Source organism: Streptomyces sp. A01 (assembly GCF_059026195.1).
In genome coordinates, this window is the sequence record NZ_JBWLKN010000011.1 from 222,197 (window position 1) to 243,161 (window position 20,965).

A 20,965-nucleotide genomic window follows, 5' to 3' on the forward strand; every position below is an offset into this window, starting at 1 on the left:
GCACGGGGGCTGGCCCATGTAGGCTGTCTGCTCGTGCCAGGGCGCATAGCTCAGCGGTAGAGCGCTGCTCTTACAAAGCAGATGTCGGCGGTTCAAATCCGTCTGTGCCCACCACGCCTGACCAGCGACGGAGCCCCCATACCGAGACCGGTAGGGGGCTCTTTTCTGCTAAGTGGGAGCTGTATGGGAGCCGTCCGTCACGCGGCTTGGACGGAGAGGGGAGCGGTTCCTGACCTGGGCCTCTTGCTTGCACTCACGTTCTGCCCACGCCCTCGCCCGCTGTCACGGGCAGGGGCAGGGGCAGGGACAGGGACTAAGCATCGCGGTCGGGGCTCGCCGGGACCAGAAAGCCTCGGGCTGGTCGCGCAGCCTCCGGATCACGCGTGTCCGGCGTTCGGGCCGCCTTCCACGCTGCGACCAGTTCCGCGTACCGTGGATCGATCCATTCCTTGGGCATGGGCCACCTCCGTTCCTCAGGCTAGCGGTGCCGTCAGCCCTTCGGCTTGGGGATGATGACGATGGTGCAATCGCCGGAGTGCTGGCAGTTCGCGGCGACGGACACAAGGGTCTCGTCGGACGGCGGCCCCCACAACTCCGGGTCCGCTTCCCAGCCCAGTGCCGCGATCGTCTCGCGGGTCCGGTCCAGAATGGGCGGGTCGAAGTTGGCCGGGTCGTAGCCCGGGAAGTGGTGGACCATGCCGCCGAGCCGGTCGCACAGGTCGGCGTACATGGCGGTGTGGAGGATGAGAGCATGCCAGCCCTCGTCCACGATCCGGCTGGGCGCGAGGCTGACCCCCCGGTTGCGAGCGCAGGCTGTGACGAACTTCAGACCTTCCTCCACGATGCGGCCGGCCAGCTCCTGGGACATGTCTGGGTTGGCGCTCATCACGGTTGCGCGGACGTTGCTGAACTGCTCGTCGGAGATGAGCATGCGTGCGATGTGCGGTAGAGGTGTGGGGCTTGTGGGCCTGGCGGGTACGGTCATCACCGATCTCCTTCTGCAGGTCGGTTGGTGATCGACCCGTCCCGGCCGGAATTCCTGGCCGGAGTGCGGCTGGGACGGGCGCTTGAGGCAAGCCCGGGGTCGCGAGGGCAGGTGCGTGGTCGCGATGTGCTTGTCCTCATCGCGGACGCCCTCGGTGTCCCGCTGGCAGATCTCGTGCTGTGAGGGCCGGAGGCGGCATGGAGTGCCAGACTCCAGCAGCGGTGTCGCCTTTGTGCCAGCTGCACCAGCGGATCATGACGCGGACTCTGTCTTCTGGTGGCACGGGCAGTCGCAGCGGATGCGCATGAGGGGGGCGCCCTGCCCGGGTTTCCGGCCTGAGAGGTACACGTCGCCAGGGCCTTCGCAGCGCCGATGCGCGTCGGCGTACTGCGGGTGGTCGGTGGCTACGCGGCACTCGGGTGTGAGCGTCTGGTTCACGGCACTCCGCGAGCAGACGTTGGCGTCGGCGATGGCGGCGAACAGGCGCTGCGCGTCAGTCAGCAGCCGATCAGGGCCGGGAGGCACGCGCCACCAGATGAGGAATTCGCGGTCCAGCCCCGGCACGTAGACGAACGAGCCGTCGTCCCCGCTCACCTCTACGGTGGCGGGCGGCAGGTAGTCCTTCGCTGCTCCGGGCTCGACCAGCCAGTACAGGCGGCGTTGGTCGTCGTCCTGGATGACAGCGCCGGTGTGCTCCCCGAGGCTGGTCAGGACGTCGGCACCCAGGCTGAGGGGCATGCCGAGCACGTGCCAGCCGTACGCACCGACGCTGGCCCACCGCACATCGGTCCCCGGCGGAATCCAGTCGAGCTTCTCCATCGTGGTCATCCGCATGCCTCCGCTGAAGGGCCCGCCCAGCCCGGAGCGGCGTGTGCATGGACGGGACGATGGGGCTGCCGCTGGCCAAGACGCTAGGAGCGTGATGTGCGCCACTTCCAGCAATGTGCATAGTTGTGCAACTCGGCTGTTCGGCTGGGGCCCGCGCCTGTTGGCGCTCTTGACTCTCTGCATGGGCAGTTCGAAGAATATGCACACAACGGCACATCCCGTGATCGGAGGATGGCATGGCGTTAACGTTCATTGGCATCGACCCCAACACCGGGGACCGTGAGAGCCCAACGGTGTGGGTCGACCGCGAGAAACAGGAACTCGTCCTTCAAGGATGGAAACCGAGCCCCGCCCTTGAGGCGGAGTGCGCAGCTTTGGACCCACCTGGGCACGCCCGCGGAACCCCGGACCACGAAGCTGTCATCCGCATCCCTGCCCGGATGGTCCACCTGATCAGGGAGGCATGCGGTGCCGTCGAGCGACCCGACGTTTGATGAACTGATGCACGCGTGCACGAAGTCCGCCGTACACCTGGAGATGCGTGACTCCTACGCCGCTGACTACGAGACAGGGCCGTTCGCCAACTGGCGGACCGGCTTCCGCCATGACCCTGCCGACCGCGAGTCCTGGTGGCGCCCCTGGCTCGACCTCGTGGCAGAAACCACCGAACGGGGTGTGATCGTGCGCCGCGCTCGTATCGTGTCCGAGCCCGTGAGCGAGTACACCCGCTTCCTGTATGACGGCACGTTCACCAACGTCGCGGCAGGTGAACAAGTCCGCTGGCTGCCACGGCGGCGTGCGTCCGATATCGCTCTGCCCGGAAATGACTTCTGGCTGTTCGATAACAAAGCCGTCCACTGGAACCACTTCGCGGGGAATGGGGCGTCTGGCGGCGGTGAGGTCACCACCGATCAGAAGGCAGCCAAGCTCTGCGCCAGCGCCTTCGAAGAGGTATGGGCTCGCGCAACGCCGCACGACCAGTATCAGATTCACTAGCGCGACCCACGGACAGGCTAGCTCATGACCACATCTCCGTCCTCCTCCGCTCAGGCCGCACGTGAGTCGGTAGCGCAGCGGCTACGTGATCTACGGAAGAGAGCGGGACTGACGATCACTGAGCTGGCCGACCGGTGCGGGTGGCACCACGCAAAAACGTCTCGCATCGAGAACGCCCGCACAGCCCCTTCTGTGAGAGACATCCGCAGCTGGTGCCAAGCGTGTGACGCGAATGGTGAAGTGGACGATCTCCTCGCCAAGTCACTAAACGCCGAGTCCATGTATACCGAGTGGCGCCATCAGGTACGCAACGGCCTGAAGCACCTCCAGGAAAGTGGGCGCGCCCTATTTCAGGAGACCCGGCTATTTCGGATCTACTCCTCCACCATGGTGCCGGGACTCCTTCAGACCGAGGGATACGCTTCGGCCCTGCTCAGCAGCATCGCGGACTTCCGTAAAATCCCCACCAACGATGGCGCCTCAGCTGCGGTGGCACGAGTCGAGCGTTCCCAGATCATTCACCAACCAGGTCGCCGCTTCGTGCTGCTGGTCGAAGAGGGTGTTCTCTACCATCAGCTCGGCGATGGTGACGCGATGGCTGCACAGCTCGGTTACCTGCTCGCGGCTGGAGCTTTGCCCTCCGTCTCGCTCGGGGTTATTCCCTTCGTAACGAAGACGCGTGGACACTGGCCAGTCGAAACCTTCCACATTTACGACGACAAACTCGTGTCGGTGGAATTAACGTCTGCTCGTGTCAGCATCACGCAACCGGGCGAGATCGAGCTGTATTTGACTGCCTTCGAGCGGCTGCGGAACATGGCGGTGTACGGAGCAAATGCGCGGGCGTTGATCGTGCAGGCCATCGAAGCACTTCGGTGACGCCCGCTTAAGATCCAACCTGTGGATATCCCCGACAGACTCATCGCACTCCAGCAGGCCGCCGTCACCGCACACGCAGCCGACCACGCTCTGAACCGCGCCGGGGTCGAAGCCGCGCTCAAGCGCGCCGTACGCCGCCCCGAGCCCGCCGAGTGGGCACCCCGGGCATGACGAAGCGCCCCCTCGACGCCCGAGGGCGAGAGTGAGGGTGCCCGGGAGAATGTGCGGGCTGCGCTCGGTGGCGGTAGTGGACTCCGGGCGGTGCAGTGATCGAACTGGCCGAGAGTCCACAAGGAGTCCACAACCCCCCTCGGGGAGTCTCGGGAGAACTCGGGGGCTGCACAGGGAGGGCGTCAGCCGGACCGCGTCCCGACTCCCGGAAGGTCTCGGAAGGTCTCGGGAATTCTCTGCCCTGTGGAAAGAAGCTCTTACAAAGCAGATGTCGGCGGTTCACATCCGTCTGTGCCCACCAGGCCTGACCTGCAACGGAGCCCCGTACGAAGATCGGTACGGGGCTCTTCCGCTGCCCGAAGGGAGCGAAACGGGAGATCAACTTCCCGGAGCGATTCAGACCGCTACCCGCAGGTCCTGCCGACGCGCCCGCCGCCACTGAGCCCCCGCGCTTCCTCCCGCGTTCCCTCCGCATCTGCCGAGTCACCTGCTCGCACACGCCCTCGATGTCCTTCGTGGTCGTCGGAACATCCGGCTAGGGAGGACACTGGGCGTATGGCCCTACCTGAAACGCATCATTGCTCGACCTGTTCGGACGGTGCCGCTCAGGGCACCGTCCTCCACCAAGACCTCGTCGTCGGAGCACCGCTGTCCATGGAGGACCTCACCGACGCGCAGCGCCTCGACCGGTTCGCCAGCAAGTACGCCCACGATGGTTGCCAGGTCAGAGAGGTCCGACGGGTCGCGCATGACAACCTGAGCGGCTACGCCTGGTCCGTCCACTTCACCGAGAGTTCCTGACCACTCGATCACCGGGCATCTCAGAGGAGACGCCTGCGAGGAGGGGCCCGGCCGGATGGACAGCTTCGGATTACGTATAGCGGACGGCGTGCCCCGGCCTGTCTGAGCGGGGCGGGGCTTCCCCGTGTCGCGACGGACGCCAGGCGGGAGGCGGCGCGGTACCCGTCTCCAGCCCAGCCGGCCATCTCCGACCGCTGCCCGTCAGATCGGAAGCCCAGCCCCGGAGGCTGGTCAGGCCGGGTGGTGGTCGGGAACGGCGTTGAGCGCGATGTCGTGTTCGAGCAGGGCCTTCATCGCGCACAGCGCGGTAGTGAAGCCGCCGACGGTGTCGTTCACCCAGCGGACGGTGTCGTCCCCCGAGCCCTGGAAACCGGTCTCGGTGGCCTCGACGAACGTGGCCTCTGCCGTGCGCGGGGTGAACCTCAGCTCGACCGTGGTCGGCTGCTCGGCATTGCCCCATGCGAACCGGATCAGGCGCCCCTCCCGCACTTCCTGGACCCGGACGTCGGCTGATGCTCCGTAGGTCTCCCACTCCCAGCGCAGCTCGGCCCCCGCAACCATCGGTCCGCTGCTTTTGCTGTACCAGAACCGGGAAGTGACGGCCGGATCGGCAAAGGCCTGGAACGCCTCCTCGGCAGGTTTGCGGATGAGCATGCAGGCGTACGCGGCAGGGGCGTGCGTGAGGTGAGGTTTCTCCATAAACGTGATCATGCACCGCTACGGGGCCACGTCCGTGGACGTGCTCCTCTACGGCCCGGCCCTGTCGCCCGTTCCTCCCATACGCCACCACAAAGAGCTCTGACCTGACCGGAAACGTCGGCCAGGACCGGGCTCGCGGCTCCGCGCCGGTTGGGTGTGGCGGCAGCCAACCGGAACGGAGCCAGGCGCTGGTGAATCAGGCCAGGCCGTTCCAGCCCCAACGCGGCGTGGTGCCCGGGTCGCCGAGGTCGGTGTCGGCAGGGTTGGACGATACGTCGCGGGCGATCCTGGTGCCCCAGTCGAAGTACTCGATGACGCGGCGCCGCAGCAACTCGTCGTCCGGGAGCTCCTTCTCGACGGCCGTTGTCATCAGCTCCATCCAGCGCAGGCGCTGCTCCTCGGTGATCGACAGGCCGAGGTGGGAGCGCAGCAGGGATTGGTGGCCGCCGAGTTCGTCAGTGAACCGCGTCGGGCCACCGAAGACCTCGGCGAGCCAGACGGCGACGTGCTCGATATGCGTACGGCTGAAGTCGGCGAAGACGGGCGCGAGCAAGGGGTCCGTCAAGACGGCGTCGTAGAAGGCGTTGCTCAGGCGGTTGAGTGCTTCGAGGCCGCCGACGGCCTCGACCAGGGGACCCATGGGATCGGTCATGGCGTCTCTTCGGGCTCGGATGTCACGGCGGTCCGCTCGTAGTGCTTCATTTCCTCGATGTCGCTGATGTAAGGGCGGATGGCAGCGAGGAAGGGCGGGAAATGGGGGCCGAGGCGAAAGCCTTGCTCGTGGGCCTCGACGGAGGTCCATTCGATGCGCAAGATGTAGCGCTCCGGCTCCTCGATGCCGTGGGAGAGCTCATATCCAACGCATCCCGGGGCGAGGTCCAACTGCTTGGAGGCGGCCGAGTAGGCGGTTTTGAACTCGGCTCGGCGTTTCGCCTCGGCGATCCGATAGCGGACATATTCGATAATCAAGGATCTTCCCAATCGGTCGTTGATCGCCCCCAGTCCGCACTGGGATGGTCAAGGGGCGTGGTTTCGAGGGTGGTTGTGTGCCAGCTGATCCGATGGGTCAATGCGATCCGATGAGTCAACGGCACCGTACTGACGCACTGGTCCGACGCGTGTTCTGCCGCGGTCGCCGCTCCTGCTGAGCGGTCAACCCGCGCACCCGGAGGGACTCTGTCACCACGTCTCCACCCACCGGCTCCTCTGTGTCCAACCTGCGGCCCGGTTCCTGAGCCCTGGTGCGAGCAGCGGCGCCGCGAACCTTGCGCGTCACAGCGTCAGTCCGCGCTAGGCGTCTGTTCCCAGATCCGATCGCATGATGTTCCGGAGAGACTTGATGGACCGCATCGAGTTGGTGAAAGCCTCGTTCAGGTCAGCGCCCGAGGCGCTCTCCTGGAGCCTGTCCCGTACGTCGCGCAGCCTTCTCAGGGCGTCCTCAGAGCGCTCGACGACATCCATCGGGGCGGTGATGGCCAGCTGGTAGCGTCGAGTTCGACGTCCTCACCACCCTCCAGAGCTCCGGACCGCCCTACGCCCTGACCGCCGGGACCTTCCTCAAGGCGTCCATGGTGTCCTCCGGTACGATCACCAACCGCATCGACAAGATGGAAGCCAAGGGCCTGGTCGAACGCGTACGCGATACGGAGGACCGGCGCAGCGTCAAGATCCGTCTCACCGAACGCGGACATGAGGTCACCCGGGCCGCCTTCGGCGACCACTTGGCGAACTACGAGCGGTTGCTCGCCGATGTGGACCGCGAGCTGGTCGGGAAGTCGGCGGAGAGCCTCCGGCAGGTGCTTGAGGCTCTCGGTGACACCACCATCAAGTGACGCCCCACCCGGGTGCCCTTGAGGCAGTCGGCGTTCCAGGAGGGGGCGCGCACACGGCAAGCCGGGCGTGCGACGGGACCGCTGGGTCTCCCGAACGCTCTCTCCGGTGCTCCGCCCCACGCCCACTACGCGTCGCGACGCGCGACAGCTTCCTGTGCCGCACCGCTGAAGCCGAGTGCGGAGGAGCCGCTGATGGGGCGCTGCGGGGTGCGGCGTTCGCGGCGGGGACCGCTGGGTTCGGCTTTTTGCTCGCCTGGTGGCGGAGTCGCCGCTGAGGCGTGCGGTGGGTCGGCGGCTGTGCGGGCGGTCGGCCCGCCGTCCTGGGGGCGCCGGCTGGAGCCGTGAGCGTGTGCGCCCGTCGTCCATCCGTCCGCCTCGGCGTCAACGTCCTTTTCAGCCCAATATGGAGAACCGCAAGGCGTTGCGCGTAACTTCACCTGAACGAGTGTTGTTGGCTGTTCAAGAATCGTTCATGCACCCCGGGTGGCGGATAACCACCGTTAGCGTGGCTTACCTGCTGCCCCGGTCCCTGGTGGCGCTCAGGCATGGCAAGCGCGTCGGTAGGTGCTCAGTCGCATCTGCGTCGCATGCTTCAGGGCAAGGCAGATTTGGGGACATCGGCATGTGCTGTGATCACTACCGTGAAGCTAGGGCAAGGGAGCCGGCGAAAACACCGAAGGTGCCCCACCAGCAGGCGGCACCCGCGTCGGGGGACGGGACGGCCGGGGTGGACAAAACGGGAAACCGAAGAAGGGTCGCGCACCTCGCGCTGAATCTGGTGCGCGAAGCGGAGGAGGCGGTCCGCGATGAGGTGCGGACCCGGGTCTACACGGAGCGTGGGTGCACCGTGGTCGAGTTGTACGGAGAAGTGGATCTCGCCGCCACACCGGAGGTCAGGTCCCGGCTGGACGAGGTGACCGGGCCCTCCGCGCCCTCGCTCGTCGTGGTCGATTTGCGGCACACGACGTTCTTCGACTGCTCAGGGCTGGCGATGCTCCTGCGCGCTCGGGAGCGGCTGGCCGAGCGCGGCGGGCGGCTCGGTGTGATCTGCACAGCCCCGACGACGCTCCGGGTGCTGTCCATCACCGGGCTCACCGCACTGTTCAGGCCCGCGCCGACTCTGGAGCAGGCCCTGGAGCGGGCAGCGTGATCGGTGCCAGCGGCTGCCTGCGGGAGGCGCCCGGCACGTCGGCGGGCTGGGCGCGGTCACGGGGGAGTGACAGCAGCAGCGGACTGTCGTTGCTGAACAGCCACCGCTGGTACGCCGCGTTCGCCCAGGCCAGCTCCAGATAAGCGGCCTTGAGGTCCGCGTAGAGGGCGGCGGTGTCCGGGACGATCTCGCTCTGCGGCCGGGAGACCATGAACAGCCGTACGGTGAGCGGATCGTCGCGCAGGGGGCGGATGACGGTGCCCTCACGCGGGCTTGAGGTGGGCTGGCAGGGGGAAACGGCCTCACCCGAGGCGACCAGTTCACCGGCTGTCGTGTTGTCCCTGACGTGCACCAGGCGCGGGTCAAGACCGGCCCTGGCGAACACCCGGCGCATCGCCGCGCACTCGTCGTCCACGGTCAGGTCGACCACCCACCGGTCGTCGGCCAGATCCGCGAGCGCCACCACGGAGTGACCGGCGGCGGGGTGGGTGGCGGAGAGGGAGATGAACTGGGGCTCCCTGACCACCAGGACGCGTCGTTCCACGCCGCCCGGGATGGGCAGCGGGAAGCCCGCGAACTCGTGGACGAACGCGACATCGAGCTGGTGCGTCGCGACCATCTGCAGCAGCATGGTCGCCGACACGTCGACATGGATGGTGGTGTCCGTGTCGGGCAGCCGGGCGTGCAGCCTGCGCAGCCAGCCCGCGACCGCGCGGTTGCCGGTGCTGCCTATCCGTAGACGCGCGCCGTTGACGTTGGCCGCGGCGTCCTTCGCCGCTGTGATGAGGGCACTCATATCGGCCACTATCGGCCGCGCCCGAGCCAGCACCGAACGTCCCAGGGGGGTGGGCTGGCTGCCCGTCTGCTCACGGGTGAACAGCAGCCCCCCGATGGCGGTCTCAATGCGCCTGAGCTGCGTGGTGAGGGAGGGCTGCGTCATGCCGAGGCGCAGCGCGGCCTTGCGTACGCTGCCTGCGTCCGCAATAGCACAGAGTGCCCGAAGGTGCCGCACGTCGAGCTCCACGGCCGGAGCATAACGGCGCTCTCATGACTCACACCAGCCTCACAAAGCACGCGAATGCGGCCTGACGGCGCGCGTGGTCCGAAGTATGGCCAGGTGGTATGGGCGCAGGAGCGAAGTCTTATGGGCGGGAAAGGGAGGGTTGTTCGTTACGTAGATCTATTGGATGGGGCTATCGCCAGCTGGCATCATCCGCGCCACGTCGAACTGGCTGAGACTCGGCGGGACCAGAAGTCATCCGGAACGTCTTGATCGCTACCCCACAGCGGTCGGCTGACTTCCGGACGAGAAGGAGTCCCCCCACATGAAGCACTCCAGGATATTCCTGTCGGTCTCGCTCGGCGTCGGCCTTGCCGCCGTGACCGCGCTGCCCACCTCCGCGTCGGCGGGCCAGGACGCGAGCAGCGGCAGCGGCCGGAGCGGCGTCGCGGCGTACGGCGGCTCCGCTGAGGACAACGCCGCCACCAAGGCGTTCTTCGAGGCGGTGATGAAGTCCGCCAAGGCCAAGCAGGCCAAGAGCGGCGCGAAGGCCGTCACGGTCACCTACGACGCCAGCAAGGCCCCCAAGTTCGCGCAGCAGATCGCGAGCAGCACGCAGATCTGGAACTCGTCGGTCGGCAACATCAAGCTCCAGGAGGGCTCCGGCGGTGACTTCGAGTACCGCGAGGGCGATGACCCGCGCGGCTCGTACGCCAGCACAGACGGTCACGGGAAGGGCTACATCTTCCTCGACTACAAGCAGAACGCGGAGTACGACTCGACGCGGGTCACGGCGCACGAGACCGGCCACGTGCTCGGCCTGCCGGACCACTACGAGGGCCCGTGCGAGGAGCTGATGTCGGGTGGTGGCCCCGGCCCGTCCTGCACCAACCCGAACCCCAACAAGGAGGAGTCCGGCAAGGTCGACCAGCTGTGGGTCAACGGCCTGAGCGGGCTGGACAAGAGCGCCCTGCTGAAGGCCGGCCGCTGAGCCCGGTAGCCGTCTGAACGAGCGGCGGCCCGGCCCCCTTCCCGCGTGCGGCGGAAAGGGGGCCGGGCCGCCGGCGGACTGCGGCGCGTGCGCTCTACGGCACACCTCGCGCGGCACCCCCGTGTGCCGTGTGACATCCCCCGCGTGTCACGCGGCGTCGCCCGTGTCCGCGTAGAGCGTGTCCTAGTAGAGCTTCTTCACAGCGGTGACGGTGGTCTTCTTGAAGTCGGGCACTTGGGCATGGGCGAAGTCGCCCATCTGGCCCCAATTCACGACGGTGACGGTCCTGCCGTCCCGGCCGACCGAGAACATGTTGATGTCGGAGGCACCCCAGCTGTGCGCCGTGTGGATGCCGTAGACGTTGGCACCCTCTTCGACGTTGAGCTTCCCGTAATCCTTCCACTCGGCCTTCACGTCGGGGTCCTCCTGCTCGGCCTTGTCCGCGCATTCCCGGATGGTCTTGTTCCACAGAGCCGCGAGCGACTTGGCGCGCGCCTCGTCCCGCTCGACGACGGTGACCTGGACGGCGCCGGTGTCGTACTCCGTCCAGAAGTTCCGGTGCACGGAGGTGGCGCCGGGCAGCGCCGGGCCGACGCAGAACGGCAGCGGGTCGGGCGTGCCGGGCGTGACACCGCTCGCGTACCAGGCGGACGAACGGTGCGGCGGCAGCTCTTGGGGCGCCAGGAACGCGGGGTCGCCGGAGGCCGCCGCGGAGCCCTGTGCGGTGTGCTGGGCGGCGGTGGCCGTCGGCCCGAAGGCTACGGCGGTGGCGGCCGTGGCGAGTACGGCGAGGCCCACGGCGGTGACACGGCCGGTGCGGGCCCGAGGCTCGCGGGTACTGGTGGTGGCACCGCCGGCGGTGGCGCGGGCGCTGACGGTGCGGTGAATGTCCGAGTGCGTGTTCATGAGGGCAAGTTCGCCACGGCCGGGCCCTGCCCGCAATGATCTAGCACCCATCCGGGATGCTGGAACGCTGAGACCCCGTCTGAGCTGCGGGTATGAGAGACGCCTGGAACGCGGTCCCGGGATGGGCGGGTGCTCGCCGCACTAGGATCGGGCACTGTGTCTCCCCCATCGCCCCCACGGCGCCGCAAGCCGCGCGCCGACGCAGAGCGGAATCGGCTCCGCGTTCTGGAGGCGGCGCGTGAGTTGTTCACGGCGCGCGGTGAGGAGGTGCAGATGCCGGAGGTGGCGCGAGCCGCCGGGGTCGGCGTCGGTACGGTCTACCGGCACTTCCCGAGCCGGGCCGCGCTGATCGCTGCCGCGGGCGAGCACCGGTACGCGGGGATCGTCGCGTTCGGCCGTACGGTGTGCGTCCCGTACGAGGACGCGGCAGCGGGACTCGACCGCTATCTCCGGCACATCGGCGAGGTACTGAGCGCCGACCGGGGGCTCGCCGTATCCATCGAGGGCACGCTCGGCAGGGCACGGCCAGAAGGCCCCGCGGCCACCGAGCTTGAGGCCATCGTGGCCGAACTCATCGCCCGGGCACGGGCGCAGGGAACACTGCGCGCGGAGGTTCAGCCGACGGACCTGATGATGATCGTCTGCGGGCTGGCAGCGATTGTCCGCAACGAGGTGGGGGACTGGCGCCGGTACGTCGAGGTGACCCTGGCCGGGCTGCGGCGGCCGCCCCCGGCGAGCTGACCGCCCTGGGGCGGACCGTGTCCGGCGGACCGGGCGCCACGAGCCCAGCCCCCGCCTCGGGCAGGGGCTGGGCTCGGTGTTCCAGCTGCCAGCGGCCGTACGCGCCGTCGCGGGCTCGTCGGCGCGCGGGGGCGCGGGCGGCGCCTTGGTTACGCGCGGAGTTCGTCGGCCACCAGCTCCGCGATCTGTACGGCGTTCAGCGCGGCACCTTTGCGGAGGTTGTCGCTGGAGCAGAAAAGCGCGAGGCCCCGCCCGTCCGGGACGGTCTCGTCATGCCGGACGCGGCCGACGTACGTGGGGTCCTGTCCCGCGGCCTGGAGCGGGGTGGGGATGTCGGAGAGCTCGACGCCGGGCGCGTCGGCGAGCAGCGCGACGGCCCGCTCGGGGCTGAGCGGACGTGCGAAGCGGGCGTGGATCTGGAGCGAGTGACCGGTGAAGACGGGCACGCGCACGCAGGTGCCCGAGACCTTCAGCTCCGGAATGCCGAGGATCTTGCGGCTCTCGTTGCGGAGCTTGCGCTCCTCGTCGGTCTCACCCGAACCGTCGTCGAGGAGTGACCCGGCGAGAGGCAGCACATTGAAGGTGATCGGGCGGACGAACTTGTGCGGAGCGGGCATCTCGACCGCCGAGCCGTCGAAGGTGAGCTGCGCGGCCGTCTCGGCCGTCTTGCGGATCTGTTCGTCCAGCTCGCTGACGCCCTCAAGCCCGCTGCCGGAGACCGCCTGGTACGTGGCGACGACCAGGCTGGTCAGCTCCGCCTCCGCGTGCAGCGGCCGCAGGACGGGCATGGCGGCCATCGTCGTGCAGTTGGGGTTGGCGATGATGCCCTTGGGGCGTTCGGCGACGGCCTGCGGGTTGACCTCGGAGACCACGAGTGGAACGTCGGGGTCCATCCGCCAGGTGGAGGAGTTGTCGATCACCACGGGACCGGCGGCGGCGACCCGGGGGGCCAGTGCCTTCGAGGTCGCTCCGCCCGCCGAGAACAGCACGATGTCCAGACCGGAGAAGTCCGCCGTGGCCGCGTCCTCGACAGCGATCTCGGTGTCCTGCCAGGGCAGGGTGCGCCCCGCCGAGCGGGCCGAGGCGAACAGCCGGAGCTGCTCCACCGGGAAGCCACGCTCCGCCAGGACGCCGCGCATCACTCCGCCGACCTGGCCGGTGGCACCGATGATTCCGATCCTCATGCTCTTCCTTCGCTTTCTTCGCTCTGTTTCGCGTCCGGGCGGCCTCACGCGACCGGTCGCGGTACCTCTTCAGCTTCCCCTGCTTGTCGGTTTTCCTCTGCCTGTTTTTCCCGGCCCGCATTCCTCAGCCCACGCCCGGGCGGTGTCTCCGCTTGGTCTCCGGACTCCCGGCGCGTCACCCCGAGGGGCATGCGGTCGGGCGCGGTCTGCCCGGTAGGACGGACGCGGTGAGGGCGCAGTTCCGGCCAGGAATGTGATCTTCCCCCGCCGGGTTGCCGCTGATGGTGACCTTGCGCGCTCGGCGGCTGAGGAGACGCCCGAGGTCCCGGGCCGTAGCGGACGGATGACTGATCCGGCCACACATCTTGCTCGCGGCGCCGGTTGAGGCCACGGTTATGCCCTGCGGGCGTGCCGCGCGCCTGCTTCGGACACGGATCGGAGGCGCCATGGGTCCCCTCGTTCCCTTCGTACCACCACACGAAGTCATCGGTGAAGGACCGCACCGGGTCATGGCCGTGCACGGGTGGTTCTCGGATCGCGCCGCGTACGCCGCGATACTGCCGCATATCGACCGGCGCGCCTTCACCTACGTATTCCCGGATCTGCGCGGTTACGGCAAGGCGCGCGACGTTCTGGGCGAGTACACCACCACCGAGGCGGGGCAGGATCTGCTCGCCCTCGCCGACCAGCTGGGCTGGGAGCGGTTCTCGGTGGTCGGGCACTCGATGGGCGGTGCCGTCGCGCAGCGCGTACTCGCCGCGGCGCCGCACCGGGTGCGGCGGATGGTGGGCATCTCACCCGTGCCCGCGAGCGGGGTCCCGATGGAGGGCGAACAGTGGGAGCTGTTCGCTTCAGCCGCCGCGCGTCCGGAGAACCGTCGCGAGATCATCGACCTCACCACCGGCAACCGCCACCCCGCCGCCTGGCTCGACCTCATGGTCAGACACTCGGTGGAGCACAGCGACGCCACGGCGTTCCGGGCGTGGCTCGACTCCTGGGCGCTGGAGGACTTCCACGAGCAGGTCGCGGGCTCGAAGCTGCCGGTCCAGGTGGTGGTGGGCGGGTACGACCCCGCTCTATCGGCCGAGGTGATGCGGGACACCTGGCTGCGCTGGTACCCGGCGGCGACGCTGGTGGAGCTGGCGTGCGCCGGGCACTACCCGGCCGATGAGACACCCCTGGAGCTCGTACGGGTCATCGAGACGTTCCTCAGAGAAGAGGACAAGGACAGGGAAGAGGAGGCCGACGAACGGGCAGCCAGCTGATCCGCAACCGCCCCTCCCGGTGCCCAGCGCCTGTCGCCGGTCGCCTGTGGCCTATCGCGACGCGTCGTCGGCCTTCTCCCGCAGTTTCTCCGTGCGCTCACGCTCGGTCTGCTTGTAGTCGGGCAACAGCTGTTCCATGATGCGGTCCACGTATCCCTGGGTCTCGTTGAACTCAGGGATACCCCGCGCCCGCAGGACCGCGCCGGGACCGGCGTTGTACGCGGCCAGGGCCAGCTTCGTACGGTCTCCCGGAACGTCCTTGACCGAATCGAAGAGGTGGCACAGATAACGGGCCTGGGAAGGGATGGCGTCCTTCGGGTTCCACACGTCGGCCTTGCCGTCGCCGTCCCCGTCACGTCCCCATTCCGACCAGGTGACCGGCGCGAACTGCGCGATCCCCTCCGCCTTGCCCGAACTCGCCTCGGGGTCCCAGCCGCTCTCCGCGTCGATCTGTGCGGCCAGCAGTGGCACGGTCAGCGGCGAACAGGTGCGTGCGGCGGTCTCAAGTGCCGGACGGTGTTCGTCCGGCACGGTGGGCAGCGGCGGGGGTGAGTCGTCCGTCAGCTCGCGTACGGCGAAGACCCCGGCGCCGAGCAGCGCCGCGCTGGCCACCACCGCGACACCGAGCCGAGCGCGACGGGTCACCATGCTGAAGCTGCTGTGGGGGCGGAGATGCGCATGGGAGGGACGATAACCGGATTTACGCGAGCGACCGTAATCCGGCGTACCCGGACGGTGGTTGACCGGCCGTCGGCCGTGACGCGTCGGCGCCTGCGGGGACCCGCGGGCCGAAGCCTCAAGAGGCTTGCTGGGCCTCGTGGTTGCCGGGGCGGCTCATCACGTAACCCGCGCCCGCGCCCACCGCGAACAGCGCCAGCACGGATACACCGGCACCCACCCATGTGGCGCCGAGCCACTGGCCACCGAAGTAACCGAGGCCCACGCTGTAAGCGGCCCACATCAGACCGGCGAGCGCCGACCACGGCAGGAACTCGGCGACCTTGCGGTGTGCCGCGCCCGCACCGAGGCTCACGACCGAGCGTCCGGCGGGCGCGAAGCGCGCGAGGACGACGAGCGCGCCCCCGCCGCGCACCAGCGCCGTACCCAACTTCTGCTGCGCGGCGGTCAGTCGGCGCGAGCGGGCGATGGCGCGGTCAAGGCGCTCGCCGCCGCGCCAGGCCAGCCGGTAGGCGACGAGGTCGCCGAGGACGGAGGCGGTGGCGGCGCACAGCACCAGCGCGAGCATCTCGGGAACGTCGGCGTGGGCGCTGACGCGGGCGGCTCCCACGGCGTCAGCGGTCGTGGTCCCCGCGGCCGCGGTGGCTGCCCCGATGACGAGAACGCCACTGGGCAGTACGGGGAGAAAGACGTCCAAAAGCACGGACGCCCCAATGATCACGTAAATCCACGGGGTGTGTACTACCGACCCCAAGGTCTCCAGCAACGTCTCTCCCGGTCCCGTTCCCCCGCCGCGACGTCGCAAGGGAGCGGCAGGAGCGGCCTCTACAGCCATACAGCGTACGCCTGTGTCGTTGCAGCATACCGACTGGGACCGGTCGATGTTGCTGGAATCACGCCAAGTGAGCCCCACGGGTGCACATGGCGTGATGGTTGCGGTGCACTGTGCGCCCACGGCGCGAGCCCGGCGCGATCGAGCGGTGCCGCGCCCGCGTGAGCGCCCCTGGTCGAGGCGATGCCCACGCCCCGGCCAGGGGCGCTTGGCGCGCCTGACCAGGGCGTGGGTACCCAGGAAGTACGGCGATCAGTTCCGGTCGTACGGGCTCTGTACGGGCTCCGTGCGGAGTTCCTGCGGGGTCCGTACGGGCCGGATGGCGAGCAGATCCGGCTTCGATCCGGCGGTGACCGGCCCTCACGGGCGGGTCAGCTGGTCCTGTGCCGTGCTGTCGCGCCCCGGCCCGGCGACGATCACATGGGACGCAGATCACGTCGGGCCGTGCTCGCGTGGAGCGTTGATCAGGTCGCGTCGATCAGGCGGCGTTGATCAGGCCGCGCTGATTCAAGCGGCGCTGGCCGGGCCGGGTCGGCCGAGGCCGCGGTGAACGCCGGGGCTGATCGCGGTGGGGTACTGGGCGGTGGGGCGAGTGGTTGCCCGGTGGGGCCCTGTGGGGGTCAGACGCCGGTTGTCTGGCGCTCCGGCGTGGCCGCCTCCTGGTCGCGCTCGATGCCGAGGAGCCGGTCGAGTGCCCAGCTGCCGGGGCCTACGACGGCTATGAGCAGGAAGGCCCAGCAGAACATCGCGGAGGCCTCGCCGCCGTTCTGCAGCGGCCACAGCTTCTCCGTCTGGTGCTCGGTGAAGTACGCGTACGCCATGGAACCGGAACAGACCAGCGCGGCGAGCCGAGTGATCAAGCCGGTCATCACGAGGATGCCGCCGACCAGTTGGATCACACCCGCGTACCAGCCGGGCCAGGTGCCCGGGTCGATGGTGCTGCCGGCGCCGTCGACGCCACCGAGGGAGCCGAAGATCGAGGAGGCGCCGTGGCAGGCGAAGAGCAGGCCGACGACGACCCGGAAGAGAAAGAAGACGTGTGGCTTCGCGCGGTCGAGCAGCGCGTTGAGGGGGGCGGAAGAAGGCATGGGGGACGAACTCCTCGTTTCGGGGACGGGAAACAACGAGGAGGCCAGGTTAGGTACACCTAATCGTTTGTTGCAAGTTCAAGTTTCTGCCAGGCTTCCCGCAGCGGCCTCGGGAAGGGCCCACCGGGCCGCGCACGCGGGAGGGGCGTGGGGCGGATGTCGCGGGCGTTGTCCATCGCCGCAGCCCGCAGCGCCGCGCGAGCCACGGCGTCCGCATCGCACAAGGTCACCGAGTTCACGCCAGGCCGGGCGCCCGCCGCCGTGACCCAGTGAACGCCTTCGGTCGGCACGCCGAACGCGAAGCGGCGCGGGTGTGGTCGCCCGGCGACGTCAACCAGGTGGTATGGACTTTTGGTGACGTCCAGGCCACCCGTCTCGGAGCCCTCCACCCGGTGCGGGCGGCAGTGGCCGGAATCCATCAGTCCGATGAGCAGCTCGTCCCCGGTCCGGCGCACGTCCGGCGCGGGGAGCCGGGCTTCGATCAGCGTCGTCACGACCACGGGCGCGCCCGGCACCTCAGCCGACCGCGCGCGGAACCCGGGCGGTATCGGCCCCTCCGCACCCGCGCTCGCGCCCGAGTCCACCGCCGAACCGGAGTCCTTCGCCGGTGCCGGCCTAGCCGTCGGGCCTGAGCCCGTCTCCGGCCCCAGGCTCACCTCCAGCCCCGGGCCGAGGACATCGAGGACGCCCGCTTCGATCAGTGCCGTCAGCTCCGCGATCCGGCGGCGGGGCGGGCCGATGGACAGGAACGCGTTGAGCGGGGTGTACCAGCGGTCGAGGTGCGCGTTCCGGGACGCTCCGGAGAGTCCTCGGTGATCGACGATCTGGCGGAGTTCGTTACGCAGATCACGCAGCACGTCCAGGGCGGCCTTGACCGGCCCTGTGACGTTGCCGAGCCGAGCGTGCGCGACGTCCTCCCGCAGCCGGGCCAGCAGCCAGCGCCGGAACTCGCCAGGACCGGCGAAGGTCCGGTCACCGTGCGGGCGCGACACCGTCTCCCAGGACCAGTGGTCCCGGGCCGGTATCCCAAAGGCGTCCAGTACGGCGCGTACGGCGGTCTCGTCGGCCGCGCCGCCCCCGGCACCCGTACGGACCGTCGTGGTCGTCGTGGCTGCCTCACGGGCTCTCGGCGCCGTCCCGCCTACCGTGGCGGCCGCAGTGGCCGTCACGGCGCTCCCGGTCCTCCCCGCGGCCGCTGTGAACCGGTCCCGGAACTCCGCGCGGACGCTCGCCGACGCGCGGCGGCGGGCCAGCAGCGCGTCGTAGTACACGGCTTCGACCTCCGCGGAGACCAGCGGCCAGACCTCCGCCAGGAAGTCGGTCGGCGTGCCCGCGTCCGCGCGTGCCCGAAAACTCGCGATCACGTCCGGAGTGAGCAGCAGTGGTTCATGGCGGCCGTGCGCGCCCTTCTCGTTGTCGCCGCGCGCCTGGTAGGGGACGCCGCGCCGGGAGCCCGCGTACAGCCGCGGCTCGCGGCCGGAAGGACGATAGGTCAGCTCACCGTGGTCGTCGGGGACGAAGACGCCGCCGCGGCCCGATGTGAGGAGCGCGACCTGGTCGAAGAAGTTGAGGCCGAGGCCGCGCAGCAGCACGGGTTCGCCGGGCGCTATCCCGGACAGATCGAGGTCGGCCGGGTTGGCGGGCGGGTAGTAGCGCAGCCCGTTGCGTGCTGCGTAGGCGGCACAGCGTTCCTCGGCGGGGCTGAGCGCCGTGGGCAGATGCCCTTGCGCGAGGACCACGGCCGACAGGCCGGTCAGTTCGCACGGGGCGGCCCCGTGGTTCCCCAAGGCCCCGTCGGCTTCCTCGGCCCGTCCGGGCGCCGTAACCCCTTCTTTTTCACAGGCGGGTCCTTGGGCGGGTTCGTGGGCGGGTTCGCAGGCGAGGGTGAGCGACTGGCTGCCGTCCGGGTGTTCGGTCAGTCGTACGGCGCGCGCCGCGTGGAAGCGTACGGTCACGCTGTCCGGTGCGGCGCCTGTCACCTGCTCGTACACCCATGCCAGGTAGCGGCCGTACAAGGCGCGGCTGGGATAGTCGTCAGGCCCGAGGTGCTCCGCGCCCGGAGCGGGCTCCTCCGGGAGCTGGGCACCAGGTGGTGGGCCCTCGGGGGACGCGGCCCGGGCGGCGGCCCACTCGTAGAGGCTCGGGCCTGGCCTGACCGGGCCCTCGCAGGTCACGCTGGCGTCGGTGAACAGGGTCACCTGGGAGGCGACGGTGTTCATCAGGAGATCGTGCGGCTGGCTGGTGCGCCACACGCGGCCGGGGCCCGGCGGGTACGGGTCGACCAGGTGCACCGTGAGCCGCGTACCAGGAAGCAGTTCAGGGGCCGAGGCGCACAGCCGCTCCAGCACGCTGGTGCCTCGGGGGCCTGCGCCGACGATGGCTATGGCGGCGTGCTCTCCGGCCACGGCGGGGTCTCCTGGCGGTACGTGGGCGCGACGGGCGGACGCGGCGGCGCGGGGCTGCCGGCTGGTGCCATGGTCGTCACCACCGGTGGAAGGCGGGGCGGCTGACCTCGCGGACGGACAGGTTCCGCAAGGTTCCGTACATCACTATCGCCGCGCCGACGTGCCTGCGTACGCCTCACAAGGCAGTGATGTTGGCCATTGCGTGCGCCGCGCTACTGTGCTCGGCGATGGCCGTCGGCAGCGGTCAGCCAGGGGGCGCCGTGGTGGGCGCGGTCGGCGGCGGCGCGAGGAAGCGGCGTTCGAGGGCTCCGGGCGGGAGCCGCTCGGGTGCGGCGTGGCTCCGAGCGGGGCCGCCCTCGCGGATCGCGGCGACGAGCCGGGCGAGCTCGTCGGTCCCACGGTCGGCTCCCGGCCCGCCTCGGGGTGTATTTTTTAGCCGCCCGTGTCCGCCAGCCAGTACGAAGCGCTCATCTGGAGCGCCCCGCCCGCCCCGCCCGCCCCGCGCCCATGCCGTAGCCGCGGCAGCCCCAGACCGGGTTCGCGGCCCGCGGTAGTCGCCCGCGCGCGGTCTCCGTAGTCTCCGCAGCACGCAGTGCGTTGTTCGCAGACCGCAGTGGTTCCGCTCGCCAGGAGGACTCATGAGTTCCGCCGTGCCAGCCCCCGTCGCCTCGCTCGTCGGCTCCATGCCGGAAGGCGTCGAATTCCCCACGCCGCCCACGTTCGACTCGATCGAGGCGGACCGCCAATACCGCAAGGAACAACTCACGGCGGGACTGCGGCTGTTCGGGAAGTTCGGCTTCTCCGAGGGCGTCGCCGGGCATATCACCGTGCGCGATCCGGAGAACCCCCAGTGGTTCTGGGTCAATCCGTTCGGCATGAGCTTCAGCCAGATCAAAGCGTCCGACCTGCTTCTCGTCGACCATGAGGGCCAACTCCTCCACGGCAGGAAGCCAGTGAACAAGGCTGCCTTCGTCATCCACTCGCAGGTCCACGCCGCCCGGCCCGACGCGGTCGCCGCGGCGCACTCGCACTCGCTGTACGGCAAGGCGTTCTCCAGCCTCGGCATCCCGCTCGACCCGATCACCCAGGACGCCTGCGCCTTCTTCGAGGACCACGCCGTCTACAGCGACTACCGGGGCGTGGCCGACGAACTGGACGAGGGCAAGCGCATCGGCGAGGCCCTTGGCCCGCACAAGGCGGTCATCCTCGCCAACCACGGACTGCTCACGGTCGGCCAGACGGTCGCCGAGGCCGTCTGGTGGTTCGTCACGATGGAGCGCTCCTGCCAGGCCCAGCTCATCGCGATGGCCGCGGGAACCCCCACGCTGATCGACCGGGAGACCGCCCTGAAGACCAGGGCGCAGATCGGCGGCCACTTGGCGGGCTGGTTCCAGGCGCGGCCGCTGTGGGACCAGATCACCGCCTCCGACCCCGACTTGTTCGACTAGGCGCGCTCGTTCGACTAGGCGGCGCGGCGCATGGCAGGCCGGCCCCGGCTCTGGCCCGGGGGCCGGCCGGGCGTGCGCCGGCCGGG

At 69.3% G+C, this 20,965-nt stretch carries 22 protein-coding genes, 1 tRNA gene and 1 pseudogene; 12 read left to right on the forward strand and 12 right to left on the reverse strand.

Annotated elements, in window-relative coordinates; all coding sequences use genetic code 11:
• Nucleotides 1-39: 39 nt before the first annotated feature.
• Nucleotides 40-114: transfer RNA gene (locus AC5P1B_RS17585), tRNA-Val, on the forward strand.
• Nucleotides 115-490: 376 nt separating this feature from the next.
• On the opposite strand, the gene AC5P1B_RS17590 is transcribed toward AC5P1B_RS17585, so the two are convergent.
• Entirely contained in the window at nt 491-985 is a 495-nt protein-coding gene (locus tag AC5P1B_RS17590) for a glycine-rich domain-containing protein (RefSeq protein WP_493888162.1), read from the reverse strand.
• 252 nt (nt 986-1,237) lie between these two features.
• Entirely contained in the window at nt 1,238-1,813 is a 576-nt protein-coding gene (locus tag AC5P1B_RS17595; RefSeq protein WP_493888164.1) for a hypothetical protein, read from the reverse strand.
• Nucleotides 1,814-2,049: 236 nt separating this feature from the next.
• Here AC5P1B_RS17595 and AC5P1B_RS17600 point away from each other — a divergent pair, with 236 nt between their 5' ends.
• The 5 genes from AC5P1B_RS17600 to AC5P1B_RS17620 all read left to right on the forward strand — a co-directional run bounded on the left by AC5P1B_RS17600 (nt 2,050) and on the right by AC5P1B_RS17620 (nt 4,660).
• Entirely contained in the window at nt 2,050-2,307 is a 258-nt protein-coding gene (locus tag AC5P1B_RS17600) for a hypothetical protein (protein ID WP_493888165.1), read from the forward strand.
• Nucleotides 2,282-2,809 carry a DUF6879 family protein gene (locus AC5P1B_RS17605; protein ID WP_493888167.1) on the forward strand — a complete coding sequence of 176 codons (528 nt, stop codon included), beginning with the start codon at nt 2,282-2,284 and terminating at the stop codon, nt 2,807-2,809. Before AC5P1B_RS17600 ends, AC5P1B_RS17605 begins: the two co-directional genes overlap by 26 nt.
• 24 nt (nt 2,810-2,833) lie before the next feature.
• Nucleotides 2,834-3,688 carry a helix-turn-helix domain-containing protein gene (locus tag AC5P1B_RS17610; protein ID WP_493888169.1) on the forward strand — a complete coding sequence of 285 codons (855 nt, stop codon included), beginning with the start codon at nt 2,834-2,836 and terminating at the stop codon, nt 3,686-3,688.
• 21 nt (nt 3,689-3,709) lie between these two features.
• Nucleotides 3,710-3,859, forward strand: coding sequence for a hypothetical protein (locus tag AC5P1B_RS17615; RefSeq protein WP_493888170.1), 150 nt, complete (start codon nt 3,710-3,712; stop codon nt 3,857-3,859).
• 555 nt (nt 3,860-4,414) lie between these two features.
• Nucleotides 4,415-4,660 (forward strand): hypothetical protein, encoded by a 246-nt coding sequence (locus AC5P1B_RS17620; RefSeq protein ID WP_493888172.1) that lies wholly within the window; start codon nt 4,415-4,417, stop codon nt 4,658-4,660.
• Between the two features lie 231 nt (nt 4,661-4,891).
• Here the strand turns inward: AC5P1B_RS17620 and AC5P1B_RS17625 are convergent, their stop codons facing one another.
• From AC5P1B_RS17625 to AC5P1B_RS17635, 3 genes are all read right to left on the reverse strand, one after another.
• Nucleotides 4,892-5,359, reverse strand: coding sequence for an SRPBCC family protein (locus AC5P1B_RS17625; protein ID WP_493888174.1), 468 nt, complete (start codon nt 5,357-5,359; stop codon nt 4,892-4,894).
• A gap of 196 nt (nt 5,360-5,555) precedes the next feature.
• Nucleotides 5,556-6,011, reverse strand: a complete 456-nt coding sequence (locus tag AC5P1B_RS17630) for a group II truncated hemoglobin (protein ID WP_493888175.1) — start codon at nt 6,009-6,011, stop codon at nt 5,556-5,558.
• Nucleotides 6,008-6,328 carry a putative quinol monooxygenase gene (locus tag AC5P1B_RS17635; RefSeq protein ID WP_493888177.1) on the reverse strand — a complete coding sequence of 107 codons (321 nt, stop codon included), beginning with the start codon at nt 6,326-6,328 and terminating at the stop codon, nt 6,008-6,010. The genes AC5P1B_RS17630 and AC5P1B_RS17635 overlap by 4 nt, the downstream gene beginning before the upstream one ends.
• 530 nt (nt 6,329-6,858) lie before the next feature.
• Between AC5P1B_RS17635 and AC5P1B_RS17640 the strand changes: the two are divergent.
• Both AC5P1B_RS17640 and AC5P1B_RS17645 read left to right on the forward strand, forming a co-directional pair.
• Nucleotides 6,859-7,191, forward strand: a pseudogene (locus AC5P1B_RS17640) (MarR family winged helix-turn-helix transcriptional regulator); the annotation flags it as partial.
• 679 nt (nt 7,192-7,870) lie between these two features.
• The gene (locus AC5P1B_RS17645) at nt 7,871-8,341 is read left to right on the forward strand and encodes an STAS domain-containing protein (RefSeq protein WP_493888179.1); all 471 of its coding nucleotides are present in this window, start codon (nt 7,871-7,873) and stop codon (nt 8,339-8,341) included.
• Here AC5P1B_RS17645 and AC5P1B_RS17650 read toward each other — a convergent pair.
• The gene (locus tag AC5P1B_RS17650) at nt 8,295-9,365 is read right to left on the reverse strand and encodes a LysR family transcriptional regulator (RefSeq protein ID WP_493888181.1); all 1,071 of its coding nucleotides are present in this window, start codon (nt 9,363-9,365) and stop codon (nt 8,295-8,297) included. The genes AC5P1B_RS17645 and AC5P1B_RS17650 overlap by 47 nt on opposite strands.
• A 301-nt stretch (nt 9,366-9,666) precedes the next feature.
• On the opposite strand from AC5P1B_RS17650, the gene snpA reads away from it, so the two are divergent.
• Nucleotides 9,667-10,332 (forward strand): snapalysin, encoded by a 666-nt coding sequence (gene snpA, locus AC5P1B_RS17655; RefSeq protein WP_493888183.1) that lies wholly within the window; start codon nt 9,667-9,669, stop codon nt 10,330-10,332.
• Between the two features lie 183 nt (nt 10,333-10,515).
• Here the strand turns inward: snpA and AC5P1B_RS17660 are convergent, their stop codons facing one another.
• Nucleotides 10,516-11,238 (reverse strand): hypothetical protein, encoded by a 723-nt coding sequence (locus tag AC5P1B_RS17660; RefSeq protein ID WP_493888184.1) that lies wholly within the window; start codon nt 11,236-11,238, stop codon nt 10,516-10,518.
• A gap of 156 nt (nt 11,239-11,394) precedes the next feature.
• On the opposite strand from AC5P1B_RS17660, the gene AC5P1B_RS17665 reads away from it, so the two are divergent.
• Nucleotides 11,395-11,979, forward strand: a complete 585-nt coding sequence (locus AC5P1B_RS17665) for a TetR/AcrR family transcriptional regulator (RefSeq protein WP_493888185.1) — start codon at nt 11,395-11,397, stop codon at nt 11,977-11,979.
• 149 nt (nt 11,980-12,128) lie between these two features.
• Here the strand turns inward: AC5P1B_RS17665 and AC5P1B_RS17670 are convergent, their stop codons facing one another.
• Nucleotides 12,129-13,163 (reverse strand): aspartate-semialdehyde dehydrogenase, encoded by a 1,035-nt coding sequence (locus AC5P1B_RS17670; protein ID WP_493888186.1) that lies wholly within the window; start codon nt 13,161-13,163, stop codon nt 12,129-12,131.
• A gap of 446 nt (nt 13,164-13,609) precedes the next feature.
• Between AC5P1B_RS17670 and AC5P1B_RS17675 the strand changes: the two genes are divergently transcribed.
• Nucleotides 13,610-14,428, forward strand: a complete 819-nt coding sequence (locus tag AC5P1B_RS17675; RefSeq protein ID WP_493888188.1) for an alpha/beta fold hydrolase — start codon at nt 13,610-13,612, stop codon at nt 14,426-14,428.
• A gap of 51 nt (nt 14,429-14,479) precedes the next feature.
• Here AC5P1B_RS17675 and AC5P1B_RS17680 read toward each other — a convergent pair whose 3' ends face one another.
• From AC5P1B_RS17680 to AC5P1B_RS17695, 4 genes are all read right to left on the reverse strand, one after another.
• Nucleotides 14,480-15,076, reverse strand: a complete 597-nt coding sequence (locus tag AC5P1B_RS17680) for a lytic transglycosylase domain-containing protein (RefSeq protein WP_493888190.1) — start codon at nt 15,074-15,076, stop codon at nt 14,480-14,482.
• A gap of 148 nt (nt 15,077-15,224) precedes the next feature.
• Nucleotides 15,225-15,872, reverse strand: coding sequence for a DedA family protein (locus tag AC5P1B_RS17685; protein WP_493888191.1), 648 nt, complete (start codon nt 15,870-15,872; stop codon nt 15,225-15,227).
• 686 nt (nt 15,873-16,558) lie between these two features.
• Nucleotides 16,559-17,026, reverse strand: a complete 468-nt coding sequence (locus AC5P1B_RS17690) for a DoxX family protein (RefSeq protein WP_493888193.1) — start codon at nt 17,024-17,026, stop codon at nt 16,559-16,561.
• 59 nt (nt 17,027-17,085) lie between these two features.
• On the reverse strand, nt 17,086-19,431 hold the full coding sequence (locus tag AC5P1B_RS17695; RefSeq protein WP_493888195.1) for an FAD/NAD(P)-binding protein: 2,346 nt from the start codon (nt 19,429-19,431) through the stop codon (nt 17,086-17,088).
• Nucleotides 19,432-20,069: 638 nt separating this feature from the next.
• On the opposite strand from AC5P1B_RS17695, the gene AC5P1B_RS17700 reads away from it, so the two are divergent.
• Nucleotides 20,070-20,879: a class II aldolase/adducin family protein gene (locus AC5P1B_RS17700; RefSeq protein WP_493888196.1), complete on the forward strand. Its 810-nt coding sequence runs from the start codon at nt 20,070-20,072 to the stop codon at nt 20,877-20,879.
• Nucleotides 20,880-20,965: the final 86 nt, after the last annotated feature.

Coding starts and splice junctions, on each gene's coding strand:
- AC5P1B_RS17600 (WP_493888165.1), top strand. CDS start 2,050: ATGGCGTTAACGTTCATTGGCATCGACCCCAACACCGGGGACCGTGAG.
- AC5P1B_RS17700 (WP_493888196.1), top strand. CDS start 20,070: ATGAGTTCCGCCGTGCCAGCCCCCGTCGCCTCGCTCGTCGGCTCCATG.
- snpA (WP_493888183.1), top strand. CDS start 9,667: ATGAAGCACTCCAGGATATTCCTGTCGGTCTCGCTCGGCGTCGGCCTT.
- AC5P1B_RS17675 (WP_493888188.1), top strand. CDS start 13,610: ATGGGTCCCCTCGTTCCCTTCGTACCACCACACGAAGTCATCGGTGAA.
- AC5P1B_RS17590 (WP_493888162.1), bottom strand. CDS start 985: ATGACCGTACCCGCCAGGCCCACAAGCCCCACACCTCTACCGCACATC.
- AC5P1B_RS17620 (WP_493888172.1), top strand. CDS start 4,415: ATGGCCCTACCTGAAACGCATCATTGCTCGACCTGTTCGGACGGTGCC.
- AC5P1B_RS17670 (WP_493888186.1), bottom strand. CDS start 13,163: ATGAGGATCGGAATCATCGGTGCCACCGGCCAGGTCGGCGGAGTGATG.
- AC5P1B_RS17595 (WP_493888164.1), bottom strand. CDS start 1,813: ATGACCACGATGGAGAAGCTCGACTGGATTCCGCCGGGGACCGATGTG.
- AC5P1B_RS17690 (WP_493888193.1), bottom strand. CDS start 17,026: ATGCCTTCTTCCGCCCCCCTCAACGCGCTGCTCGACCGCGCGAAGCCA.
- AC5P1B_RS17630 (WP_493888175.1), bottom strand. CDS start 6,011: ATGACCGATCCCATGGGTCCCCTGGTCGAGGCCGTCGGCGGCCTCGAA.
- AC5P1B_RS17610 (WP_493888169.1), top strand. CDS start 2,834: ATGACCACATCTCCGTCCTCCTCCGCTCAGGCCGCACGTGAGTCGGTA.
- AC5P1B_RS17625 (WP_493888174.1), bottom strand. CDS start 5,359: ATGGAGAAACCTCACCTCACGCACGCCCCTGCCGCGTACGCCTGCATG.
- AC5P1B_RS17680 (WP_493888190.1), bottom strand. CDS start 15,076: ATGGTGACCCGTCGCGCTCGGCTCGGTGTCGCGGTGGTGGCCAGCGCG.
- AC5P1B_RS17660 (WP_493888184.1), bottom strand. CDS start 11,238: ATGAACACGCACTCGGACATTCACCGCACCGTCAGCGCCCGCGCCACC.